Origin of the sequence: Ruminococcus sp. HUN007, assembly GCF_000712055.1 — a bacterium.
GTDB lineage: Bacteria > Bacillota > Clostridia > Oscillospirales > Ruminococcaceae > HUN007.
In genome coordinates, this window is sequence record NZ_JOOA01000001.1 from 136,202 (window position 1) to 157,535 (window position 21,334).

Annotated in this window: 11 protein-coding genes and 2 pseudogenes; 4 read left to right on the forward strand and 9 right to left on the reverse strand. The window is 45.5% G+C overall.

Annotated features, from left to right (window positions below; all coding sequences use genetic code 11):
* Position 1: 1 nt before the first annotated feature.
* The 9 genes from CC97_RS00550 to gltB all read right to left on the reverse strand — a co-directional run bounded on the left by CC97_RS00550 (position 2) and on the right by gltB (position 14,244).
* A complete protein-coding gene (locus tag CC97_RS00550) occupies positions 2-337 on the reverse strand; it encodes an Hpt domain-containing protein (protein WP_044973161.1) in 336 nt (111 codons plus the stop codon).
* On the reverse strand, positions 324-1,100 hold the full coding sequence (locus tag CC97_RS18365) for an EAL domain-containing protein (protein WP_049962581.1): 777 nt from the start codon (positions 1,098-1,100) through the stop codon (positions 324-326). The genes CC97_RS00550 and CC97_RS18365 overlap by 14 nt, the downstream gene beginning before the upstream one ends.
* A 16-nt stretch (positions 1,101-1,116) precedes the next feature.
* A complete protein-coding gene (locus CC97_RS18370) occupies positions 1,117-2,037 on the reverse strand; it encodes a response regulator (RefSeq protein WP_049962582.1) in 921 nt (306 codons plus the stop codon).
* Positions 2,038-2,156: 119 nt separating this feature from the next.
* Positions 2,157-3,911, reverse strand: a complete 1,755-nt coding sequence (locus CC97_RS00560) for a SulP family inorganic anion transporter (protein ID WP_081849918.1) — start codon at positions 3,909-3,911, stop codon at positions 2,157-2,159.
* Between the two features lie 243 nt (positions 3,912-4,154).
* The gene (cysK, locus tag CC97_RS00565; protein ID WP_044973162.1) at positions 4,155-5,081 is read right to left on the reverse strand and encodes a cysteine synthase A; all 927 of its coding nucleotides are present in this window, start codon (positions 5,079-5,081) and stop codon (positions 4,155-4,157) included.
* 90 nt (positions 5,082-5,171) lie between these two features.
* Positions 5,172-6,752: an asparagine synthase B gene (gene asnB, locus CC97_RS00570; RefSeq protein WP_044973164.1), complete on the reverse strand. Its 1,581-nt coding sequence runs from the start codon at positions 6,750-6,752 to the stop codon at positions 5,172-5,174.
* Between the two features lie 20 nt (positions 6,753-6,772).
* Positions 6,773-8,206, reverse strand: a complete 1,434-nt coding sequence (gene purF / locus CC97_RS00575; protein WP_044973166.1) for an amidophosphoribosyltransferase — start codon at positions 8,204-8,206, stop codon at positions 6,773-6,775.
* Between the two features lie 14 nt (positions 8,207-8,220).
* Positions 8,221-9,705 (reverse strand): glutamate synthase subunit beta, encoded by a 1,485-nt coding sequence (locus tag CC97_RS00580; RefSeq protein ID WP_044973168.1) that lies wholly within the window; start codon positions 9,703-9,705, stop codon positions 8,221-8,223.
* A 3-nt stretch (positions 9,706-9,708) separates the two neighbouring features.
* Positions 9,709-14,244 (reverse strand): glutamate synthase large subunit, encoded by a 4,536-nt coding sequence (gene gltB / locus CC97_RS00585; RefSeq protein ID WP_044973170.1) that lies wholly within the window; start codon positions 14,242-14,244, stop codon positions 9,709-9,711.
* A gap of 521 nt (positions 14,245-14,765) precedes the next feature.
* Between gltB and CC97_RS00590 the strand changes: the two are divergent.
* The 4 genes and pseudogenes from CC97_RS00590 to dapF all read left to right on the forward strand — a co-directional run bounded on the left by CC97_RS00590 (position 14,766) and on the right by dapF (position 21,324).
* Positions 14,766-16,567: pseudogene (locus CC97_RS00590) on the forward strand (ammonium transporter).
* 66 nt (positions 16,568-16,633) lie between these two features.
* Complete coding sequence (locus CC97_RS00600; RefSeq protein WP_044973174.1) at positions 16,634-18,229, forward strand: CTP synthase; 1,596 nt, start codon at positions 16,634-16,636, stop codon at positions 18,227-18,229.
* A gap of 16 nt (positions 18,230-18,245) precedes the next feature.
* On the forward strand, positions 18,246-20,333 hold the full coding sequence (locus CC97_RS00605) for a glutamine synthetase III (RefSeq protein ID WP_044973176.1): 2,088 nt from the start codon (positions 18,246-18,248) through the stop codon (positions 20,331-20,333).
* Between the two features lie 146 nt (positions 20,334-20,479).
* Positions 20,480-21,324 (forward strand): annotated as a pseudogene (gene dapF, locus CC97_RS00610) (diaminopimelate epimerase).
* Positions 21,325-21,334 lie beyond the last annotated feature (10 nt).

The following is a 21,334-nucleotide window of genomic DNA, read 5'->3' on the forward strand; positions in this document are numbered from 1 at the left end:
ATCAGATATTATTCAGTTTAGAAAACTGTGATTTTGCTTCTGAAATCAGATTCGAATAATCCGTATCAGTTTTTGCGCGCAGAAGCTCGGTTATTTTCACAACCGGTTCAGACAGAGGCGTCAGCGCTAAATTTGTGTACATACCTTTCAGGGTATGTGCTGTTTCAAAAGCTGCTTCATAATCCTTTTCTTTCAGCTGTTCTTCAAGCAGTGAAAGTCTTGTGTCCTCAAGTGCTTTGCTGACAAGCATGAGATAGAATTCTTCCCTGTTCATGCATCTTACCAGGGCTTCATCAACGTCTGCACCGTATTTTCTCAAAGTATCAACTGTAAGCATGAGTACCCTCCGCATATTCAGCAGAGATCAGTTCTTCAAATTCTTCAGGGCCCAGAGGTTTGGAAAAATAGTAACCCTGAATAATATCACAGCCTACCTCTTTCAGTAATTCCATCTGCCCTCTGGTTTCAACGCCTTCAGCAATGACCGGCACTTTAAGCAGTCTTGCTATATCTATCATTATGCTCACAAGGCGGCAGTTTTTCTTGCTTTCGCATATATTCCTGATAAACTCCATATCGAGTTTCAGAGCATCTATCGGCAGAGAAGTCAGCATATTGAGTGAAGAATAGCCGCTTCCGAAGTCATCCATTTCAATTTTGAATCCCTGGCTGCGCAGACCGTCAACAGTGTTTACGACCTGTAAAAGATCCTCAGTATAAGCTGACTCGGTTATCTCAAGAAGCAGTTTATCATTTTCAAGTCCGTTTTCGCTTGTTATGTCACTCAGAGTTCTGCTGAGTTTCGGATCAAAAATGTCGATCCTTGAAACGTTGACCGAAACAGGAACGCAGACACCAAATTTTTCTTTCCATTTCTTTATCTGAGAAGCTGCTTCATTCCAGACGTAACGGTCGAGTTTATGAATAAGTCCGTTGGTTTCAAAAAGTGAAATGTAATCTTTCGGACTGACAATTCCGAATTCAGGATGATACCATCTTGTAAGTGCCTCTGCACTGGTAAGCTTCGGCTTGTTTCCCACTACACTGTATTTTGGCTGATAAACGATCCTGAACTGCTTTTCAGCCAGTGCTTTGTCCATATCACTTATAAGCCGCTCAGCATGTAATTCTTTTGTATGAAGTTCCGCACTGTAAAAAACTGAAGCATGTCGAATAGCTGTCTCTGAGTTTACGGCAGGCCAGAAATGCGCGGTCAAATCTCTGTTCCATACTCAGGCCGCTGCCGTCGTCAGAATAAATACCCATTCTGACGCTTACCTTGCCTCGTTCGAACTTTTTATTTATAACTGCAACATAGAAGGATACTTTCTTTTGGAGTTCTGTGTCGTGAGGGATGTAAACGCAGAATGTATCACTGTTGCTGCGGCATGCAAGTCCGCCGTTCTGCTTGACTATTTTATGTATGGTTTCACCTATTTTTCTGAGTACAAGATTGGCATATTCCCGGCCGTACAGTTCATTTACCATATGGAATCTGTTAATATCGATAACAAGTGCGTCCATCGGCATTTTTTCATTCTGAAGGTCGAGCCTTTTACCGTACTGGAAGAAAAATTCCTTGTTAAAAAGGCCGGTAAGTTCATCGCGCTCAGTCTCGTGTATTATCACACTGTCCTCAGCAAGTTCAATTGAATGCATAACTCTGGCTCTGACAACATCAGGAGCCTCATACGGCTTGGAAATAAAATCACTGGCTCCGAGTTTCAGGCTTTCAACTTCCGCACATTTTTCTGAAGTAAGCATTATTACAGGAATTCGTCTGAGCTCAGCATCAGAACGGATTATTTTCAGAAGGCTGTACCCGTCAAGTTCAGGCATATGCAGATCAAGAATAACAAGAGAAAGTTTCTGCTTTTCCCTGTTTATTATATCAAGTGCAAGAGCGCCGTTTTCCGCATAAAGAATATGATACTGATCACTGAGCATAGCGCCGAGCATTTCACGTTCGATCAGCTCATCGTCCACTAAAAGAATTGTGCGATAAAGTCCCCTTTTGCGTTCAAGCAATTCCTGCATAATTACCCCTCCCTAAAAACTATATTTAAATTATACATCAAAAAAAGTCAGATTACAATAGAAAATTATAAGAAATGACAAATATAAAAGACATTATACCGGTTACTTTAATCAGGTATTCACTTTGTTTTATTATTTTTATCATTCGTTCCGAAAGCCCATTCGTATTCGTGGATACCGAAACGGTCTTCCGGAGAAGATACAGTCTGAGCCGGTGCTTCTTCTGTATCGTACGGTGCGGAATAACCTGCATCGGAAAGAGCTGCCGCGATGGTCATACGGCAGTGTCCTTCCTCGACAAGTTCGCCAAGTCCGAGTTTACGGAAACGGTCGTTAAGCGGACCTATATGTGATGCAAAATAGAGCTTTACATTATTTTTCTTAAGCGTACTGTAAAGCGCTGCTATTCTGTCTGCTGCTGTAATATCGATGCTGCAGATGGCGCCGGAATCGACAACAACGCATTTTGTGTTTCCGCTCACCGCTTTTTCAATGTCATCTATGAAAACATCTATATTGGCAAAGTAGAGATTACCTGAAAAGCGGTACAGTACCACATTTTTAAGCGGAACTGCATAAGTGTTTCTTTCAAGGCTGTGAAAACCTTCATGCCCGTCTATGATTCCGAGAAACGAACGTTTCGGATTTGCTGTGTTTACGATAACTGTAACAAAGGACAGTACAATTCCGATAGCAACTCCGTAAACTGTTCCGAAAAGAAGAACGCCGAAAAATGCAGCGCAGAAAATAAAGAACTCGTGCTTGTCACGCTTAAACAGACTCTCAGCAAGATGAAATTCAACCGCTCCGAGCAGTGCACTTATCACTATAGCCGTAAGCACTGGAACCGGAAGATACTGAATAAAAGAAGTTCCGAAAAGAAGAATGCAGGCCATTGTAACAGCCGCAGTAACAGACATTATCTGTGATCTGCCTCCGTACTGATCACCCATTGCAGAACGCGAAACAGATCCGTTCACAGGGCAGCATCCGGTAAAGCTGGCCGCAAGATTTCCGAGACCGTAAACAAGTATTTCATGATTGTTATTCAGTTTATACCCATTCTTTACGGCAAGATTATTTGAAGCGAGAAGCGTTTCCGCCATTATAACAATTGCAATGGTAAGACTTGTGGACATAACGTCGCTGACATCAAGAGCAGTAAAGTCAGGAAATTTCCATGCAGGAAGTCCGCGTTCGATATTTTCAAGTCTGGCAACTCCGTATCTGTCTGCAAATCCCGTATATCCGAGAACCGCTCCGGCAGCCATAACGGGGATAGACATCGGCACACGCGGAATAAACTTTTTCGAAACAAGAAGGATAACAAGTGCAGCTGTTCCAAGCCCCAGTGACATCAGATTGAATCTTGTCCTGCTGGTTTCTATAATATGTTCCACCAGTTCGAACATTTCTCCGGTTCCGCTGGTTCCGCCCATTACCTTTGGTATCTGCATAAAGATAATGGTAGTTGAAATACCGCTTATGAAACCGCCCATAACCGGAGATGAAATATAACTTACAAGCCGGCCGGCCTTAAGATTTGAAAGAAGAACAAGCCAGATTCCGACGAAAAAGCTGACCACAGGCACTATCTGCACAGCCCGTTCAGATCCGCTTTCCACTTCAAGCGCTGTAAGAAAAGCTCCTACAAGAGCAGCCGGAGCAGCATCGACTCCGAATATGAACTGTTTTGAAGTAGACAGCAGTCCGAAAATCAGGATCGGAAAAATGGATCCGTAAAGGCCGTACACCGCAGGAAGTCCGGAAACCTGTGCATACCCCATTGAAATCGGAATTGAAACCAGTGCAATGATAACGCCTGTAAATATATCTGTCGGTATTTTCTTCACCGAAATGTCCTTATAAATCATCTTATCCCCTCTTTCAGAATCACTGATCAACCGGAAACCCGGCTTTGACGGATTTCCGGAAGTGGGATTTGCGGAGCTTCGCCCCGGAACCCCTCGCTGATTTATGAATAAATCAGCATTTCCATAACTGTATGATTATATTTTACACTAATCTGACTTAGTGTGCAACAGTAAAACAGAAGACCTGCGGAAAAAATTCGCAGGTCTTCTGTTAACATTTATTAAACTGATCAGATAATACTGTTATTCAAAAAGCGGAGTTGAGAAATATCTTTCAGCTGTATCAGGCAGAATAGTAACAACAGTTTTACCTTCTCCCAGCTTTTCAGCCATACGAAGAGCAGCCGCAACATTGGTGCCGCTGGAAATACCGCACATGATGCCTTCCAGACGTGCAAGATCCTTGGCGGTTTTAATAGCGTCCTCGTCACTGATAATGCAGATGTCGTCATATATATTCTGATTGAGTATCTTCGGAATAATACCGTCGCCTATACCCATCTGAAGATGTGTACCTATGGTACCGCCGGCAAGAATAGCTGCATTTTCCGGCTCAACTGCCCAGATAGTGATATCAGGATTCTGTGCCTTAAGCACCTCACCTATTCCTGTTATGGTGCCGCCTGTACCGATGCCTGAGCAGAAGCCGTCGATAGTAACTGCCGCTTCCTCCATTATCTCGAGTGCTGTATGGTACTTGTGCGCCTTGGTATTGTCCGGGTTCTCAAACTGCTGCGGAACAAAAACTCTCGGATCTTCTGCTGCCATTCGAAGAGCAGTGTTAAGACATTCCTGAATGCAGGCGCCGATATCACCGTCGTCATGAATGAGAATTACCTGTGCGCCGTAGTGTTCAACGAGCTTACGGCGTTCTTCACTTACTGAGTCCGGCATAATGATAACGGTTTTATAGCCCTTAACCGCCCCGACAAGTGCAAGACCGATACCCTGATTTCCGCTTGTTGGTTCAACAATAATGGTATCTTCCTTAATTCTTCCGGCCTGTTCAGCTTTTTTTATCATTCTGAAAGCTGTTCTTGTCTTGATCGATCCGCCGACATTGAGCCCTTCGAACTTTACAAGAACATCTGCACTGCCCGGCTTGTTCATACGGTTGAGTCTGATCATCGGTGTATGCCCGATAGCTTCCAGTATATTGTTATAGATCATTGTTACTGATACTCCTGTTGGTTATAAATTATGGTGATAACACCCGGAAATTAGTATATCATAAAAATGATCTTTTGTCTACTGAAAAAATTACTTTCCGCTTTCGCCGTAGTTTGAAAGCACGCGGGCTGACGGGTCGTTTACGTTGCAGCCTTCCCATTCCTTATTCGGCATCCAGAAATCAACTATCATTTCGTCACTGCCGTCATAGTACTTTTCAAAGATCTCACGGTAAAGAAGTGATTCCTTTGTAAACGGTCTGGCATGATCGTACTTCCTGCATCTGCTTTCGAATTCCTCATCGCTGTAGTATGATTCTGCATATTCTTTCAGATGATCGACCATTGAATGACCGACTGCATCCGAGAAGGCAGCTTTTTCACGGTAAAGGATGTCGTGCGGCAGATAGTCTCCTTCGAAGGCTTTTCTGAGAAGATACTTACCCTTGTTATATTTGTTGAGCTTCATTTCAGGATCGACGGACATTACGTAGTGAACGAAGTCCAGATCACCGAACGGAACTCTTGCTTCGAGTGAGTTTACTGAAATACAGCGGTCTGCACGAAGCACGTCGTACATGTGAAGCTCACTTACACGCTTTACTGATTCGGCCTGGAAAGCTTCTGCAGAAGGAGCAAAATCAGTGTACTTGTATCCGAAAAGTTCGTCCGATATCTCACCTGTGAGGAGCACCCTTATGTCGGTCTGTTCATGTATCGCTTTGCACAGAAGATACATGCCCATGCTTGCACGGATGGTTGTTATATCGAATGTACCGAGGAGATGTATTACATCTTCGAGTGCTGCGAGAACGTCATCTTTTGTAATAATGACCTCAGTATGATCACTGCCGATATAGTCAGCGACCTGTTTTGCATACTTAAGGTCAATGGCATCGGTATTCATACCAATGGCGAAAGTGCGTATCTTCTTTTTGCTCTGTTTCTGAGCAACTGCACAGACAAGTGATGAGTCGAGACCGCCTGAAAGAAGGAAGCCTACCTTTGCATCAGCATCGAGACGCTTGCTGATACCGGAAACCAGCTTGTCATGAATGTTTCTGCAGACTGTATCCAGGTCATCTTTTATATATTCATCAACGTGCGTTATATTGTGATAGCAGTGAAACTCACCGTCCTTCCAGTAATGTCCCGGAGGAAACGGCATGATCTTTTTACAAACCCCGACAAGATTCTTCGGTTCACTTGCAAAGAATACCGCACCGTCATCTGCTTTTCCGTAATAAAGAGGACGGATACCTATCGGATCTCTTGCCGCAATATACTTACCTTCCTTTGCATCGTAGATTATACATGCAAACTCAGCGTCGAGCTTTTTAAACATTTCCGTTCCGTACTCCCTGTAAAGCGGAAGCAGGATCTCACAGTCACTGTCGCTTTTAAAGCTGTACCCTTTTTTTATGAGTTCATCTTTCTGCTTTCTGAATCCGTAAAGCTCACCGTTACATACGACATAACTTCCGTCAAGTTCAAAAGGCTGCATTCCTTCCGGAGTAAGTCCCATGATCGACAGTCTCTGAAAACCAAGAACTCCGTTATCAAGTACCTTTACCCTCTGGTCATCCGGTCCGCGCGACACCGTTGCTTTCAGTCCTTCCAAAACTCTGTCAGCACCGCCCGGTGCTCCGCAGTAACCCATTATTGTACACATTGTTTCTGACCTCCGAGTGATCATTTATTTTTCTGGTTGTTTATTTTTTCATCGAATTTGTTCTTGCTTCCGGCGCCCGTTACATCCAGCGGATAACTGCCTGTAAAGCATCCGTTACAGCAGCCGAACCTTCTGCCTACAAGATCTTCAAGGCATCCTACCGGAAGATAGGCAAGGCTGTCCGCTCCGATGAACTTTGCTATTTCTTCGTTAGAACTGCATTTTCCTGCAATAAGATTCTCCTCGGAATCAATGTCGGTGCCAAAGTAGCAGGAATGGATAAACGGAGGTGATGAAATGCGGACATGGACCTCCTTTGCACCGGCATCGCGAAGCAGATGAACAATTCGTGCGCTGGTAGTGCCGCGCACAATGGAGTCATCTATCATGATAACACGCTTTCCGCTTACCGTTTCACGTATTGCATTAAGCTTTATCCGTACTGCATTTTCACGCTGGTGCTGTTCCGGCTGGATGAAGCTTCTTCCGATATATTTGTTCTTGATAAAACCGATACCGTAAGGAATACCGCTTTCTTCCGAATAACCAAGTGCTGCATCAAGTCCGGAATCCGGCACGCCGATAACGATATCAGCATCGACCGGACTGTACTTCGCAAGCAGTCTCCCGGCACAAAGTCTTGCTCCGTGAACCGAAACTCCGTCAATATACGAATCAGGACGTGCAAAATAGATATATTCAAAAATACAGATATTTTTCGTACTGCTGCAGTGTGTCCGTATTGAACGCATTCCCTCCGGACCGAAAACAACGATCTCACCCGGCTCAACGTCACGGAGAAATTCCGCTCCTGCCGATTCAAGTGCGCATGACTCGGAGGCGACAATGTACGCTCCGTCCTCCGCAGTACCGATGCACAGCGGTCTGAACCCGTCCGGATCGCGGAATGCGATCATCTTGGTAGCCGTCATAACTATACAGGAATAGGCTCCTTTTATAAAAGGCATGGCACGCTCAACTGCTTCCTCCGTTGATGAACACGCAAGTCTTTCACGGACTATAGTATAGGCAATGGCTTCGGTATCCGATGTTCCGTGGAAGATCGCACCGGACATCTCGAAAGAGCGGCGCAGATCTGCAGCGTTCACAAGATTTCCGTTATGTGCAAGAGCCATATTTCCCTTGATGTGTCTTATAACAAGAGGCTGAATATTATTGTGATTCTGCCCGCCGGTCGTTGAATAGCGGACATGACCGACAGCAATATTACCTCTTCCGAGCTTTTCAAGTTCTTCTTTTGAAAACACTTCGGACACGAGTCCGTCAGATCTTTTGTGTCTGAAAACACCGTCATCGCTGACCGTTATACCGCAGCTTTCCTGACCGCGGTGCTGAAGTGCGTACAGCCCGAAATAAACGGAAGCTGCCACGTCTGACGTTTCTTTCTCGTAAATACCGAAAACTCCGCATTCCTCATGTATACTGTCAAACATTTTCCGGCACCTCGTTACAGATTTGTGTATCCCATAAGGAATTCATCTGCTTCTGCTGCTGCATCGCGGCCTTCGCGGATGGCACGTACTACAAGTGACTGACCGATGTGCATGTCACCTGCAGTGAAAACCTTGCGTACACTTGAAGCATGTGATCCGGCATCTGTTTTAACATTGGTACGTCCGTCAAGCTCAACACCGAAAGCATCGGAAACATATTTCTGTGAACCGAGGAAGCCTGCTGCAATAAGACAGAGTTCACACGGCAGAGTTTCTTCACTGCCTGCTATTTCCGAAGGAACTTTTCTTCCGGTTTTTTTGTCTGTCTTAAATTCAAGTTTAACGGTTTTTACCGCTGAAAGCTTACCGTTTTCATCCTTTATAAATTCCTTGACCGTTGTGCAGTAGATACGCGGATCATGTCCGAAAACTGCTATAGCCTCTTCCTGACCGTAATCGGTCTTGCATACCTTAGGCCATTCAGGGAACGGATTGTCTTCTGCTCTTTCATCAGGAAGCTTCGGCATCATTTCCAGCTGGACAACTGATGAACAGCCGTGACGAACCGATGTTCCCACGCAGTCATTGCCTGTATCACCGCCGCCGATGATCACTACGTTCTTTCCCTTTGCCGATATATATTTTCCGTCCTTAAGATCTGAATCGAGCAGACTCTTTGTAGTTGCCTTAAGAAAATCAACTGCGAAATAAATGCCTTCGGCATCACGGCCGGGAGCTTTTATATCACGCGGATTTGACGAACCGCATGCAAGTATTACAGCATCGTATTCCGCAAGTATATCCTCAGCTTTTACATTGTTTCCTACGTCGGCACCGGTCTTAAACTCAACGCCTTCGGCTTTCATAAGATCTGTACGTCTGTCTATTATGTGCTTTTCAAGCTTCATGTTCGGAATTCCGTACATGAGAAGTCCGCCTGCACGGTCCGAGCGTTCAAATACCGTTACACTGTGGCCGCGCTTGTTAAGCGTGTCCGCAGCTGCAAGTCCGGCAGGACCGGAACCGATAACAGCAACTTTCTTGCCGCTTCTTACTGCCGGAATGACAGGAGTCATAAGACTGTTTGCAAAACCGAATTCGATTATGGAGTTTTCGTTTTCCTTTACAGTTACCGGTGCGTCATGAACTCCGCAGATACATGCCTTTTCACAGAGAGCAGGACACACCCTTGAAGTAAATTCCGGAAAATTATTGGTCATGAGCAAACGGGCAAGCGCCTGCTTTTTCTGACCGCGGTAAATAAGGTCGTTCCATTCCGGAATGAGGTTGTTGAGAGGACAGCCGGATATCATTCCGCAGAGCATTTTTCCGTTCTGGCAGAACGGAACACCGCAGTCCATACATCTTGCCGCCTGCTTTTTCCTCACATCTTCGGAAAGAGGCTCATGAAATTCATTGAAATTCTTTATACGCTCAAGCGGTACTGACGCAGAGCTTTCAGTTCTGTTGTATTCGAGAAATCCTGTTGCTTTACCCATGGCTTACGCATCCTTCCTGACAAGTTCAAAGGCTTCTATTTCAGCCTGTTCACGGCTCATACCGCTCATTTCAAATTCTGCTGCCGCAGCCTGTACTTTGGCATAATCGTGCGGAATGACTTTCTTGAAGCACGGCATATAGTGATCCGGATCAGAGAGTATCTGCTTTGCCTTTTCAGAATCTGTTGCTTCCGCATACTCTTCGATTATTGAACGGAGTTCCTGTGACTCGCTTCCGCCTGATACAGTTTCAAGTGAAACAAGTGCCTTGTTGAGTCTTGTATAAAGATCATGTTCCTCGTCAAGAACATAAGCAATACCGCCTGACATACCGGCTGCAAAATTCTTGCCTGTACGGCCGAGAATAACTGCACGTCCGCCAGTCATGTATTCACATCCGTGGTCGCCGACGCCCTCGCAGACAGCGATCGCACCTGAGTTTCTTACACAGAAACGTTCACCTGCAATACCGTTTATAAATGCCTTGCCTGAAGTTGCACCGTAAAGAGCAACGTTACCTGCAATAATATTTTCGTCTGCCTTAAAGCCTGCGTTTTTCGGAGGATAGAGAATGAGCTTGCCGCCGGAAAGTCCCTTACCGAAATAGTCATTTGCATCGCCGCAGAGTTCAAGAGTAAGTCCCTTCGGAATGAAAGCACCGAAGCTCTGTCCGCCGCTGCCTGTACACTTTACTGTAAATGTATCATCTGCCAGAGCATTCTCACCGTGGATACGTGTTATCTCTGCGCCGGTAAGTGTTCCGACTGAACGGTCTGTGTTCACAACATCGATACTGATTGACTTAGGTGTACCGTTTTTAAGAGCAGCGCCGAGTTTCTTTTCAATAACACGTCTGTCAAGAGTCTTTTCAAGTTCGAAATCGTAAACATCTTCAGGACAGAAGTGCTGCTTGTCTGATCCTGCTGTACCTGAAAGAATACCCTTAAAGTCAATTCTGTTTTTACCCGCACTTTCCTTTGCGAACAGAAGGTCAGTACGTCCGACAAGTTCATCAACAGTGCGGATACCGAGCTTTGCCATGTACTCACGAAGCTCTTCGGCAACAAAATGCATGAAGTTCACAACATATTCCGGCTTGCCGGCAAAACGTTTGCGAAGTTCCGGATTCTGTGTTGCAATACCCATAGGGCAGGTGTCAAGGTTACATACTCTCATCATTACGCATCCCATCGTTACAAGCGGAGCTGTTGCAAAACCGAACTCCTCGGCACCGAGAAGAGCTGCAACGAGAACATCGCGTCCGGTCATGAGCTTGCCGTCTGTCTCGATGCGTACCCTTGAACGAAGTCCGTTGAGCATGAGAGTCTGATGGGCCTCGGCAAGTCCGAGTTCCCACGGAAGACCGGCATTGTAGATCGAGCTCTTCGGAGCTGCACCCGTACCGCCGTCATATCCTGAAATGAGGATGACCTGAGCACCGGCCTTTGCGACACCGGCTGCAACTGTACCGACACCGGCTTCCGAAACAAGCTTTACTGAAATACGAGCCTCATCATTTGCATTCTTAAGGTCGTAGATAAGCTGTGCAAGATCTTCGATAGAATAAATATCATGATGAGGAGGCGGTGAAATGAGTCCGACACCCGGTGTTGAATGACGTGTCTTTGCGATCCACGGGTACACCTTGCCTGAAGGAAGATGTCCTCCCTCGCCCGGCTTTGCGCCCTGAGCCATCTTGATCTGGATCTCCTTAGCCGAAACGAGGTATTCACTTGTAACACCGAACCGTCCGGAAGCGACCTGCTTTATTGCGGAACATCTGTCTGATTTCAGACGTTCAGGGCTTTCGCCGCCCTCACCGCTGTTTGACTTGCCTCCGATTCTGTTCATTGCAAGAGCCATACATTCGTGGGCTTCCTGCGAGATAGAACCGTATGACATGGCACCGGTCTTGAAACGGCGGCAGATGCTTTCAGCAGATTCAACTTCTTCTATCGGGATTCCGCCCTTTTCATCGAACTTAAAGTCAAGAAGGCTTCTGAGAGTAAGCTCATTGTCCTCGGCTGTAAGGCACGCAGAATATTTTTTATAAGTTTCGTAGTTACCAGTTCTTGTGGCCTCCTGAAGAAGATGGATCGTTTCAGGAGTATACAGGTGCTCGCTTTTTCCGCTGCGGAGCTTGTGGCTTCCTGCACTTGCAATATCGTTTCCTGTATGGAGTCCGAGCGGATCAAAAGCCAGTGAGTGAAGATTTTCAGTGCGTTTGCTTATATCGTCAAGACCTATACCACCGATTCGGCTTACTGTACCTGCAAAATACTTGTCGATAAGTTCCTTTGAAATTCCGACAGCTTCGAAAAGCTTGCTTCCCTGGTAGGACTGGATAGTTGAAATACCCATCTTGGAAGCTATTTTAATGATACCGTGAAGAACGGCACTGTTGTAGTCATCTTCAGCTGCATAGAAGTCCTTGTCGAGAGTACCTTCGTCGATAAGGTCACGTATGGTCTCATGAGCAAGATATGGGTTTACTGCACATGCACCGTAGCCAAGAAGTGCTGCAAAATGATGTACTTCACGCGGTTCAGCACTTTCAAGTATCATGCCCACTGCTGTACGCTTCTTTGTTGCGACAAGATACTGCTGAAGTGCTGCAACAGCAAGGAGTGACGGGATCGGGCACTTGAATTCATCAACGTCACGGTCCGAAAGAATGAGTATGTCAGCTCCGTCACGGAACGCCTTGTCAGCATTGATGAACAGTCTTTCAACTGCCTTTTCAAGCGGTGTTCCCTTGTAGTATGTTATAGGTATGACCGCAGTCTTGTGTCCGTTCACCTTCATGCTCTTTATCTTGAGCATATCAGTTTCAGTAAGAATAGGATTTTCGACCTTGAGCACCTGACAGTTTTCAGGACACTCTTCAAGTATGTTGCCGTCTCTGCCTATATAAACGCTTGTATCGGTAACCACTTCCTCACGGATAGCATCGAAAGGAGGGTTTGTTACCTGAGCAAAGAGCTGTCTGAAATAATTGAAAAGAGGCGGGTTCTTTCTGTCAAGCGGCGGAAGAGGTATGTCACTTCCCATGGATGCGATAGGTTCAGCGCCTTTTTCAGCCATCGGAAGAATGCTCGTCATAATATCTTCGTAGGAATAACCGAAAGCTTTCTGCAGCTTTGAAAGTTCTTCCTTTGAATATGTTTTAACACCCTTGTTCGGAATGTGAAGATCGTGGAGACGTACAAGGTTTGCATCGAGCCATTCACCGTACGGCTGACGTGTCGCATAGACTGACTTGATCTCCTCGTCCTCGATTATCCTGCCCTGGATAGTATCAGCAAGCAGCATTTTTCCCGGACGGAGACGGTCTTTTTTAACGATCATTTCCGGAGGAACGTCGATACATCCGGTTTCGGAAGAAAGAATAAGAAAACCGTCGCTTGTTATACAGTAACGTGAAGGACGCAGACCGTTTCTGTCAAGTACAGCACCCATGAGTTCACCGTCAGAAAATACGATAGATGCAGGTCCGTCCCACGGTTCCATCATTGTAGCGTAGTACTGATAGAAGTCGTACTTTGCCTTTGAGATGGTTCTGTCATTTTTCCACGGTTCCGGGATCGTTATCATAACTGCCAGCGGAAGCGGCATTCCTGACATCACCATAAATTCAAGTGCGTTGTCAAGACGTGCTGAGTCTGAACCGTTTACATCGATAGCAGGCAGTATTTTCAGCATATCGTTTTCAAAAGCTTTGCAGTTCATCGTTTCCTCACGCGCAAGCATTTTATCCGCATTGCCTGTAATAGTATTTATCTCGCCGTTATGAACTATGAAACGGTTCGGATGCGCCTTCTGCCAGCTCGGATTTGTGTTGGTCGAAAAACGTGAGTGTACCATCGCAATGGCAGATGTAAATCTTTCATCCTGAAGATCGGTATAGAATCTTCTGAGTTCGTCAACGAGGAACATTCCCTTGTATACTATTGTTCTGCCTGATAAGGAACAGACATATGTATCTTCACTTGAATGTTCGAATTCACGTCTTGCGATAAAAAGTTTTCTGTCAAAATCAAGACCTGATCTGCAGTCAGCCGGTCTTTTTACAACTGCCTGCATTATATTCGGCATACTGTCAAGTGCTTTATGACCGAGTATGGAAGAATCAACAGGTACTTCACGCCAGAAAAGGAGTTCAAGTCCGTTCTTGCCTGTGATAAGCTCAAAGAGTTTCTTCGCCTGGTTGCGCTTGAGCTCATTCTGCGGGAAAAAGAACATTCCGACACCGAAATCACCTTTTCCGCCGATGTTCAAGCCAAGTTTCTCAGCTTCAGAGATAAAGAAAGTATAAGGCATCTGTACAAGAATACCAACGCCGTCACCGGTCTTGCCTTCTGCGTCTTTACCTGCACGGTGTTCAAGTTTCTCTACTATAGTAAGAGCATCTTCAACAACCCTGCGTGAAGCCTTTCCGCTGATATTGACAACAGCACCAATGCCGCAGTTGTCATGTTCAAAACGCGGATCATAAAGTCCCTGTCGCTCAAAAGGAGCATCTGTTCTGAAATTATCCATCTTATTCACAAACCTTTCCGGTATGCTTCGCCGTTGAAACACATCGTAAAATATAATGTAATGAAAATGTTCCCGGATGCTTCATTGTATCCGGAGAATAAAAAAAAGACGTTCACAGCAGACACGTGTACCGTGTCCGCCATGAACGTCGTTGTTCCTGTTTTTTATAATAGCACCGGAAAAATAGTTTGTCAATAGAAAATCAATTTGCAGGATTCGTTTTGTGAAATTTCATTATTTGATTCTCCGAAACGTAAAAATTGCTGTGCAAAACATAAAACTGCAAGAAAACTATTGACAAGTTTCAAATCTTGAGCTATAATGGCATTGTAAACAGCAAGGGAGCTGCAGACGATAACTCTGTAGCTCCCTTTTTCTTTTATTGACGTCAATATTCATAATTTACACAACGGAGTGTATGAAGTTTACCGGTTCTTCCGGTCAGCTTTGTACGCTCCGTTTTCTGTTTAATATCTACTATAACATATGCTCATTTATTATGAGCAGAGAGGATGTTTATTATGGATGCTCAGACTATTATAAGTCAGGTCATGGAACAGACTGACCAGGAAATATTCGGTGTATGGTTCCTGATTGGTGCCGCACTTGTATTCTTTATGCAGGCAGGATTCGCGATGGTTGAAACTGGTTTCACCAGAGCCAAGAACGCCGGCAACATTATAATGAAGAATCTCATGGACTTCTGTATTGGTACAGTAGTATTCGTATTCATTGGTTTCGGTCTTCTCTTCGGTGAAGACATGGCCGGAATAATCGGTAAGCCGGGATTTGATATTTTCACTTCATACGGCAGCTTCGACTGGTCAAACTTCGTTTTCAACCTTGTGTTCTGCGCAACTACAGCTACTATAGTATCAGGTGCAATGGCTGAAAGAACAAAATTCATTTCATACTGTGTTTACTCAGCAATCATCAGTGCGATCATCTATCCTATAGAAGCTCACTGGGGCTGGGGCGGCGGCTGGCTCGCACAGTGGGGATTCCACGATTTTGCCGGATCAGCACACATCCACATGGTAGGCGGTATCGCAGCTCTCGTAGGTGCATCTATCCTCGGACCGAGAATCGGTAAATTCACAAAGAACAAGAAGGGCGAGATCAAGGTAAATGCTATTCCTGGTCACAACCTCACACTCGGTGCTCTCGGATGTTTCATCCTCTGGTTCGGCTGGTACGGATTCAACGGTGCAGCATGTACTTCTATAGATCAGCTTGGTTCAGTATTCCTTACAACAACAATTGCTCCGGCAGTTGCTACAGTAACATGTATGATCTTCACATGGCTCAAATACGGCAAGCCTGATGTTTCGATGTGTCTCAACGCTTCACTTGCAGGTCTTGTAGGCGTTACAGCTCCGTGTGACGTTACAGACACAGTCGGCTCAGGTATAATCGGTATTGTTTTCCGGCTTACTCGTTTGCTTCGGCGTATGGTTCCTCGATTATGTCCTCCACATTGACGACCCTGTAGGTGCAGTTGCTGTTCACATGATGAACGGTATCTGGGGTACAATAGCAGTTGGTCTCTTTGCAAATCCGGAAGTTCCGGGTTACAGTCTCGCCGATCAGAACGGAAACGAACTTGCAGGTCTCTTCTACGGCGGCGGTTTCGGACTCCTCGGCAGACAGCTCGCAGGTATTCTCGCAATCGGCTCTTTCACAGCGGTAACAATGGTTCTTGTGTTCATCATCATTAAGAAAACAATGGGACTTCGTGCTTCAGAATATGAAGAGATCACAGGTCTTGACATCACAGAACACGGTCTTATGTCATCATATGCAGACTTCGCTCCTTCACACAGTGATATCGGTCTTGAAGCTGCAAGAGAAGGAAAATCAGAAAAAGGCAGAAGCTCCTGCAGCTCCTAAGGTTCCTGTTGACAAGGCAATCGAAGTTGAAAACTATGTAACTCCTTCAGCTGACGGCAAGGAAAAGCTCACAAACGTAGTAGTAATCTTCAAGCAGGCAAAACTCCAGAACTTCATCGAAGCAATGGAAGCAATAGATGTAAAGGGTATCACAGTAACAAACGTTCTCGGATGCGGAATGCAGAACGGCCAGCGTAACTACTACCGTGGTACTACAGTTGAAATGAACCTCCTTCCAAAGGTAAAGGCAGAGATCGCAGTTTGTGCAGTTCCGGTTGAAAAGGTAGTAAACGCTGCAAAGTCAGCTCTTTACACAGGTAACTACGGCGACGGCAAGATGTTCATCTACGACATCGAGAACGTTATTAAGATACGTACCGGTGAAGAAGGCTACAACGCACTCCACGATTCAGAAGAGTGGGAAAAATCATGATCTGAAAGGGGGCAGCATTCACGGCCGCCTTCTCATAAAAGAATTTAAAGGGAGAATTTAAAGCAAATGTCTAAATTCATTTTCGTAACAGGCGGAGTCGTTTCAGGACTCGGAAAAGGTATCACAGCAGCTTCACTCGGAAGACTTCTCAAACAGCGTGGCTGCAAAGTCACCATTCAGAAGTTTGACCCGTACATCAATGTGGACCCGGGAACCATGTCACCTTTTCAGCACGGTGAGGTTTTCGTAACCGACGACGGTGCCGAGACAGACCTTGACCTTGGACACTACGAACGTTTCGTAGATGAAAATCTTTCGGTTCACTCAAACGTGACCACAGGCAAGATCTACTGGAACGTAATAACCAAGGAAAGACGCGGTGACTATCTCGGCGGTACTGTACAGGTAATACCTCATATAACAAACGAGATCAAGGACAGAGTCTACAGTGCAGCAAATGAAGCAGGCGCAGATGTGGTAATTACGGAGATCGGCGGTACGGTCGGAGATATTGAATCGACACCGTTCCTCGAAGCTATCCGTCAGGTAGGCACGGAACAGGGACGTGAAAACGTCTGTTACATACATGTGACACTCGTTCCGTACATTGCAGGTTCAGAGGAACTGAAGTCAAAGCCTACACAGCATTCAACGAAGGAACTTCTTTCGATCGGTATTCAGCCGGATGTTATAGTATGCCGAACTGAAAAGCGCATTCCTGATGACATGGCTGCAAAAATCGCTCTGTTCTGCAACATACGTAAGGACGATGTAATTCAGAACCTTACAGCTCCTTCCCTGTACGAAGTTCCTCTCTGGCTCGAAAATGAAGGACTTGCCCGTTCGGTATGCCGACATCTGGGACTGCCGGAAAAGGAGCCGGATCTTGCGGAATGGACCGACATGGTAAGACGTGCTGAAAATGCTTCCGGCGAAGTTACAATAGGTCTTGTCGGAAAATATGTTGAACTTCACGACGCTTATCTTTCAGTAGCTGAGGCGCTCAGACACGGAGGCATTGCCAACGATTCGAAAGTAAATATAAAATGGATCGATTCCGAAGAGATCACCGATGAAAATGCAAAGCAGACTTTTGCAGACTGCAGCGGTATCATCGTTCCGGGCGGTTTCGGACAGCGTGGTATTGAAGGTATGATCACTTCAATAAAATATGCCCGCGAAAACAAGATCCCGTTCTTCGGTATCTGTCTTGGAATGCAGATGACAGTAGTTGAATATGCAAGAAATGTGTGCGGACTTGAAGGTGCCAACTCGGCAGAGTTCGGAAATACACCTTACCCTGTTATCGACATAATGGAAGAGCAGAAAAACATTTCTGAAAAAGGCGGCACAATGCGACTTGGTCTTTATCCATGCAAGCTTGCAAAGGATTCAAAGGTCAGAAGCATTTACGGAGATGAACTTATTTATGAGCGTCACCGTCACCGCTACGAATTCAACAACACATTCCGTAAAAAACTTACAGAAAACGGACTGAAGATCGTCGGTCTTTCACCGGATGAAAAGCTCGTCGAAATTGTTGAGCTTCCTGATCATCCTTGGTTCGTCGGCGTACAGTTCCACCCTGAATTCAAATCAAGGCCAAACAAGCCGCAGAAGCTCTTTGCAGATTTCATCAGAGCTTCTCTTGAAAATAAATAAACTGGAGGAATTAAAAATGGAAAAGGTAACTGAATATTTCGGATCAATGGTATTTGACGAAAGAATAATGAAGGCAACACTTTCAGAAAAGGTGTACAAGTCACTCAAGAGAACTATCGACCGCGGTACTCCTCTCGATATCTCCGTTGCAAATGCAGTTGCTGCAGCAATGAAGGACTGGGCAATCGAAAAAGGTGCTACTCACTACACACACTGGTTCCAGCCAATGACCGGTGTAACTGCTGAAAAGCACGACAGTTTCATCACTCCGGCACCTGACGGCAGAGTGATCATGGAATTCTCAGGAAAAGAACTTGTCAAGGGCGAACCTGATGCCTCATCATTCCCTTCAGGCGGACTCAGAGCTACCTTTGAAGCAAGAGGATATACAGCATGGGATCCTACTTCATACGCATTCATCAAGGACGGAACACTCTACATTCCAACAGCGTTCTGTTCATACACCGGTGAAGCACTCGACAAGAAAGTACCTCTTCTCCGTTCCATGGAAGCACTCAGCCGTCAGGCTATCCGTGTTCTGAAGCTTTTCGGAAACGACACAGTACGCAGCGTCCGCTGCTCAGTAGGTCCGGAACAGGAATATTTCCTCGTTGACCGTGAAATGTGGAAGAAACGTAAGGACCTCGTAATGACAGGACGTACACTTTTCGGTGCAAAGCCTCCTAAGGGTCAGGAAATGGAAGATCACTACTTCGGTTCCATCAAGACCAGAGTTGCTGAATACATGGCTGACCTCGACAAGGAACTCTGGAAGCTCGGCATCCTCGCCAAGACAAAGCACAACGAAGTTGCTCCTGCACAGCACGAACTCGCTCCTATCTACAAGACAACAAACATTGCTGCTGACCACAACCAGCTCACAATGGAAGTTATGAAGAAAGTTGCTGAAAAGCACGGTCTCGTTTGCCTCCTCCACGAAAAGCCGTTCGAAGGCGTAAACGGTTCAGGTAAGCACAACAACTGGTCAATCTCAACAGATACAGGAATCAACCTCCTCTCACCTGGTGAAACACCTTACGAAAATGCTCAGTTTCTCCTCTTCCTCGCTGCAGTTATCAAGGCTGTTGATGAATATCAGGATCTTCTCAGACTTTCAGTTGCTACAGCAGGCAACGACCACCGTCTCGGTGCAAACGAAGCTCCTCCGGCTGTAATTTCTATCTTCCTCGGCGACGAACTCACAGAGATCCTCGAAGCTATCGAAAACGACACACCTTACGGCGGCGCGACAAAGGAAAAGATGAAACTCGGCGTTGACGTTCTTCCTCAGTTCAGCAAAGATACAACAGACCGTAACCGTACATCACCTTTCGCATTCACAGGCAACAAGTTCGAATTCCGTATGCTCGGTTCTTCAAACAGTATCTCATGCGCAAACATCCACCTCAACGGTGCAGTTGCTGAAGTACTTGAAAAATTTGCTGACGAACTTGAAAAGGCTTCCGACTTTGAATCTGCTCTCCACGAACTTATCAAGCGTACAATAAAGGAACACAAGAGAATCATATTCAACGGCAACGGCTACGATGACAAGTGGATCGCTGAAGCTGAAAAGCGCGGTCTTTCAAATCTTAAGACAACAGCAGACTGCATGCCGAAGATCTGCGACAAAAAGAACGTTGAAATGCTCACAAGACAGGGCATCTTCACTGAAGCTGAGATCCAGTCAAGATGTGAAATCATGCTTGAAAACTACGTTAAGTCAGTAAACATTGAAGCAGCAACAATGATCGATATGGCACGCAAGGAGATCATTCCGGCAGTTTCAAAATTCGCTTCCGACACAGCATCCGCAGTTGCAGTAAAGAAGAGCGTATGTGACAGCGCATGCAGATATGAAACACGTCTTGTTTCAGAACTTACAGATCTTATCGATCAGATGGACGAAGCAACAACCCGACTCGAAGCTGTAGTTGAAGAACTGAAAAAGATCGAAGATGTAAGAAGTCAGTCAGAATTCGTCCGCGACGAAATGCTTCCTTCAATGGATAAGCTCCGTGCTGCTGCCGATGAAGCAGAAACAAAGACAGCATCAGAATACTATCCGTTCCCTGCTTACGACGAACTTCTCTTCGGTGTATAATGAAGTGCACGATATCTTCATCCATTTTATTTATATAATGTAAAAGAACCGCTTAAACCCTCGCCCCTGTCATGAACAGGACGGGGGTAAAGCGGGTTTTCAGGGTTCCCGTACATAAGGGAAAAATCTTTCGAGGTGAAATAACTATGAAATTTACAAAAATGCATGGCTGCGGCAATGATTATGTTTATGTAAACTGTTTTTACGGAAACAGTAACTGATCCGGAAAAAAATCGTCGGAGCCATAAGCGACAGACATTTCGGCATCGGTTCAGACGGACTTGTACTTATCTGTCCGAGTGAACTCGCTGACTGCAGAATGAGAATGTTCAATCCGGACGGAAGCGAATCAGAAATGTGCGGAAACGCGATCCGCTGTGTCGCAAAATACGTTTATGACAGAAACATCATCCATCACAGTCCGATAACTGTTGAAACACTTGCCGGAATAAAGCGTATTGAAGTACATACCGATGAAAACGATATTGCACAGAAGCTGACAGTTGACATGGGTATCCCGATAACAGAAGCTTCTGAAGTTCCTGTAATTGCAGACAGCTCCCCTGTTACGGATCTTAAACTCAGTGCTTTCGGCAGAAATTTTACATTTACCTGCGTATCAATGGGAAATCCGCATGCAATAACATTCATTGACGAAGACGTAAAGAGCTTTGAAGTTGAACGCTTCGGAAAGGTCTTTGAAACTGACAAGCATTTTCCAAGGCGTTCGAACATTGAGTTCGTCAAGGTCGTTTCCCCTGAACGTTTACAAATGCGTGTATGGGAAAGAGGCACCGGTGAAACTCTCGCCTGCGGAACCGGTACATGCGCAACAGTCGCTGCAGCATGCTTAAATGGTATCTCACCGAGAAAGCCTGTAACAGTAGAACTTCTCGGCGGCGAACTCGTTATCGAATGGAAAGAAAGCAACAACCACCTCTACATGACAGGTCCTGCTACATTTGTATATGACGGAGAATGGAATAAGTAAAAAGGAGTAA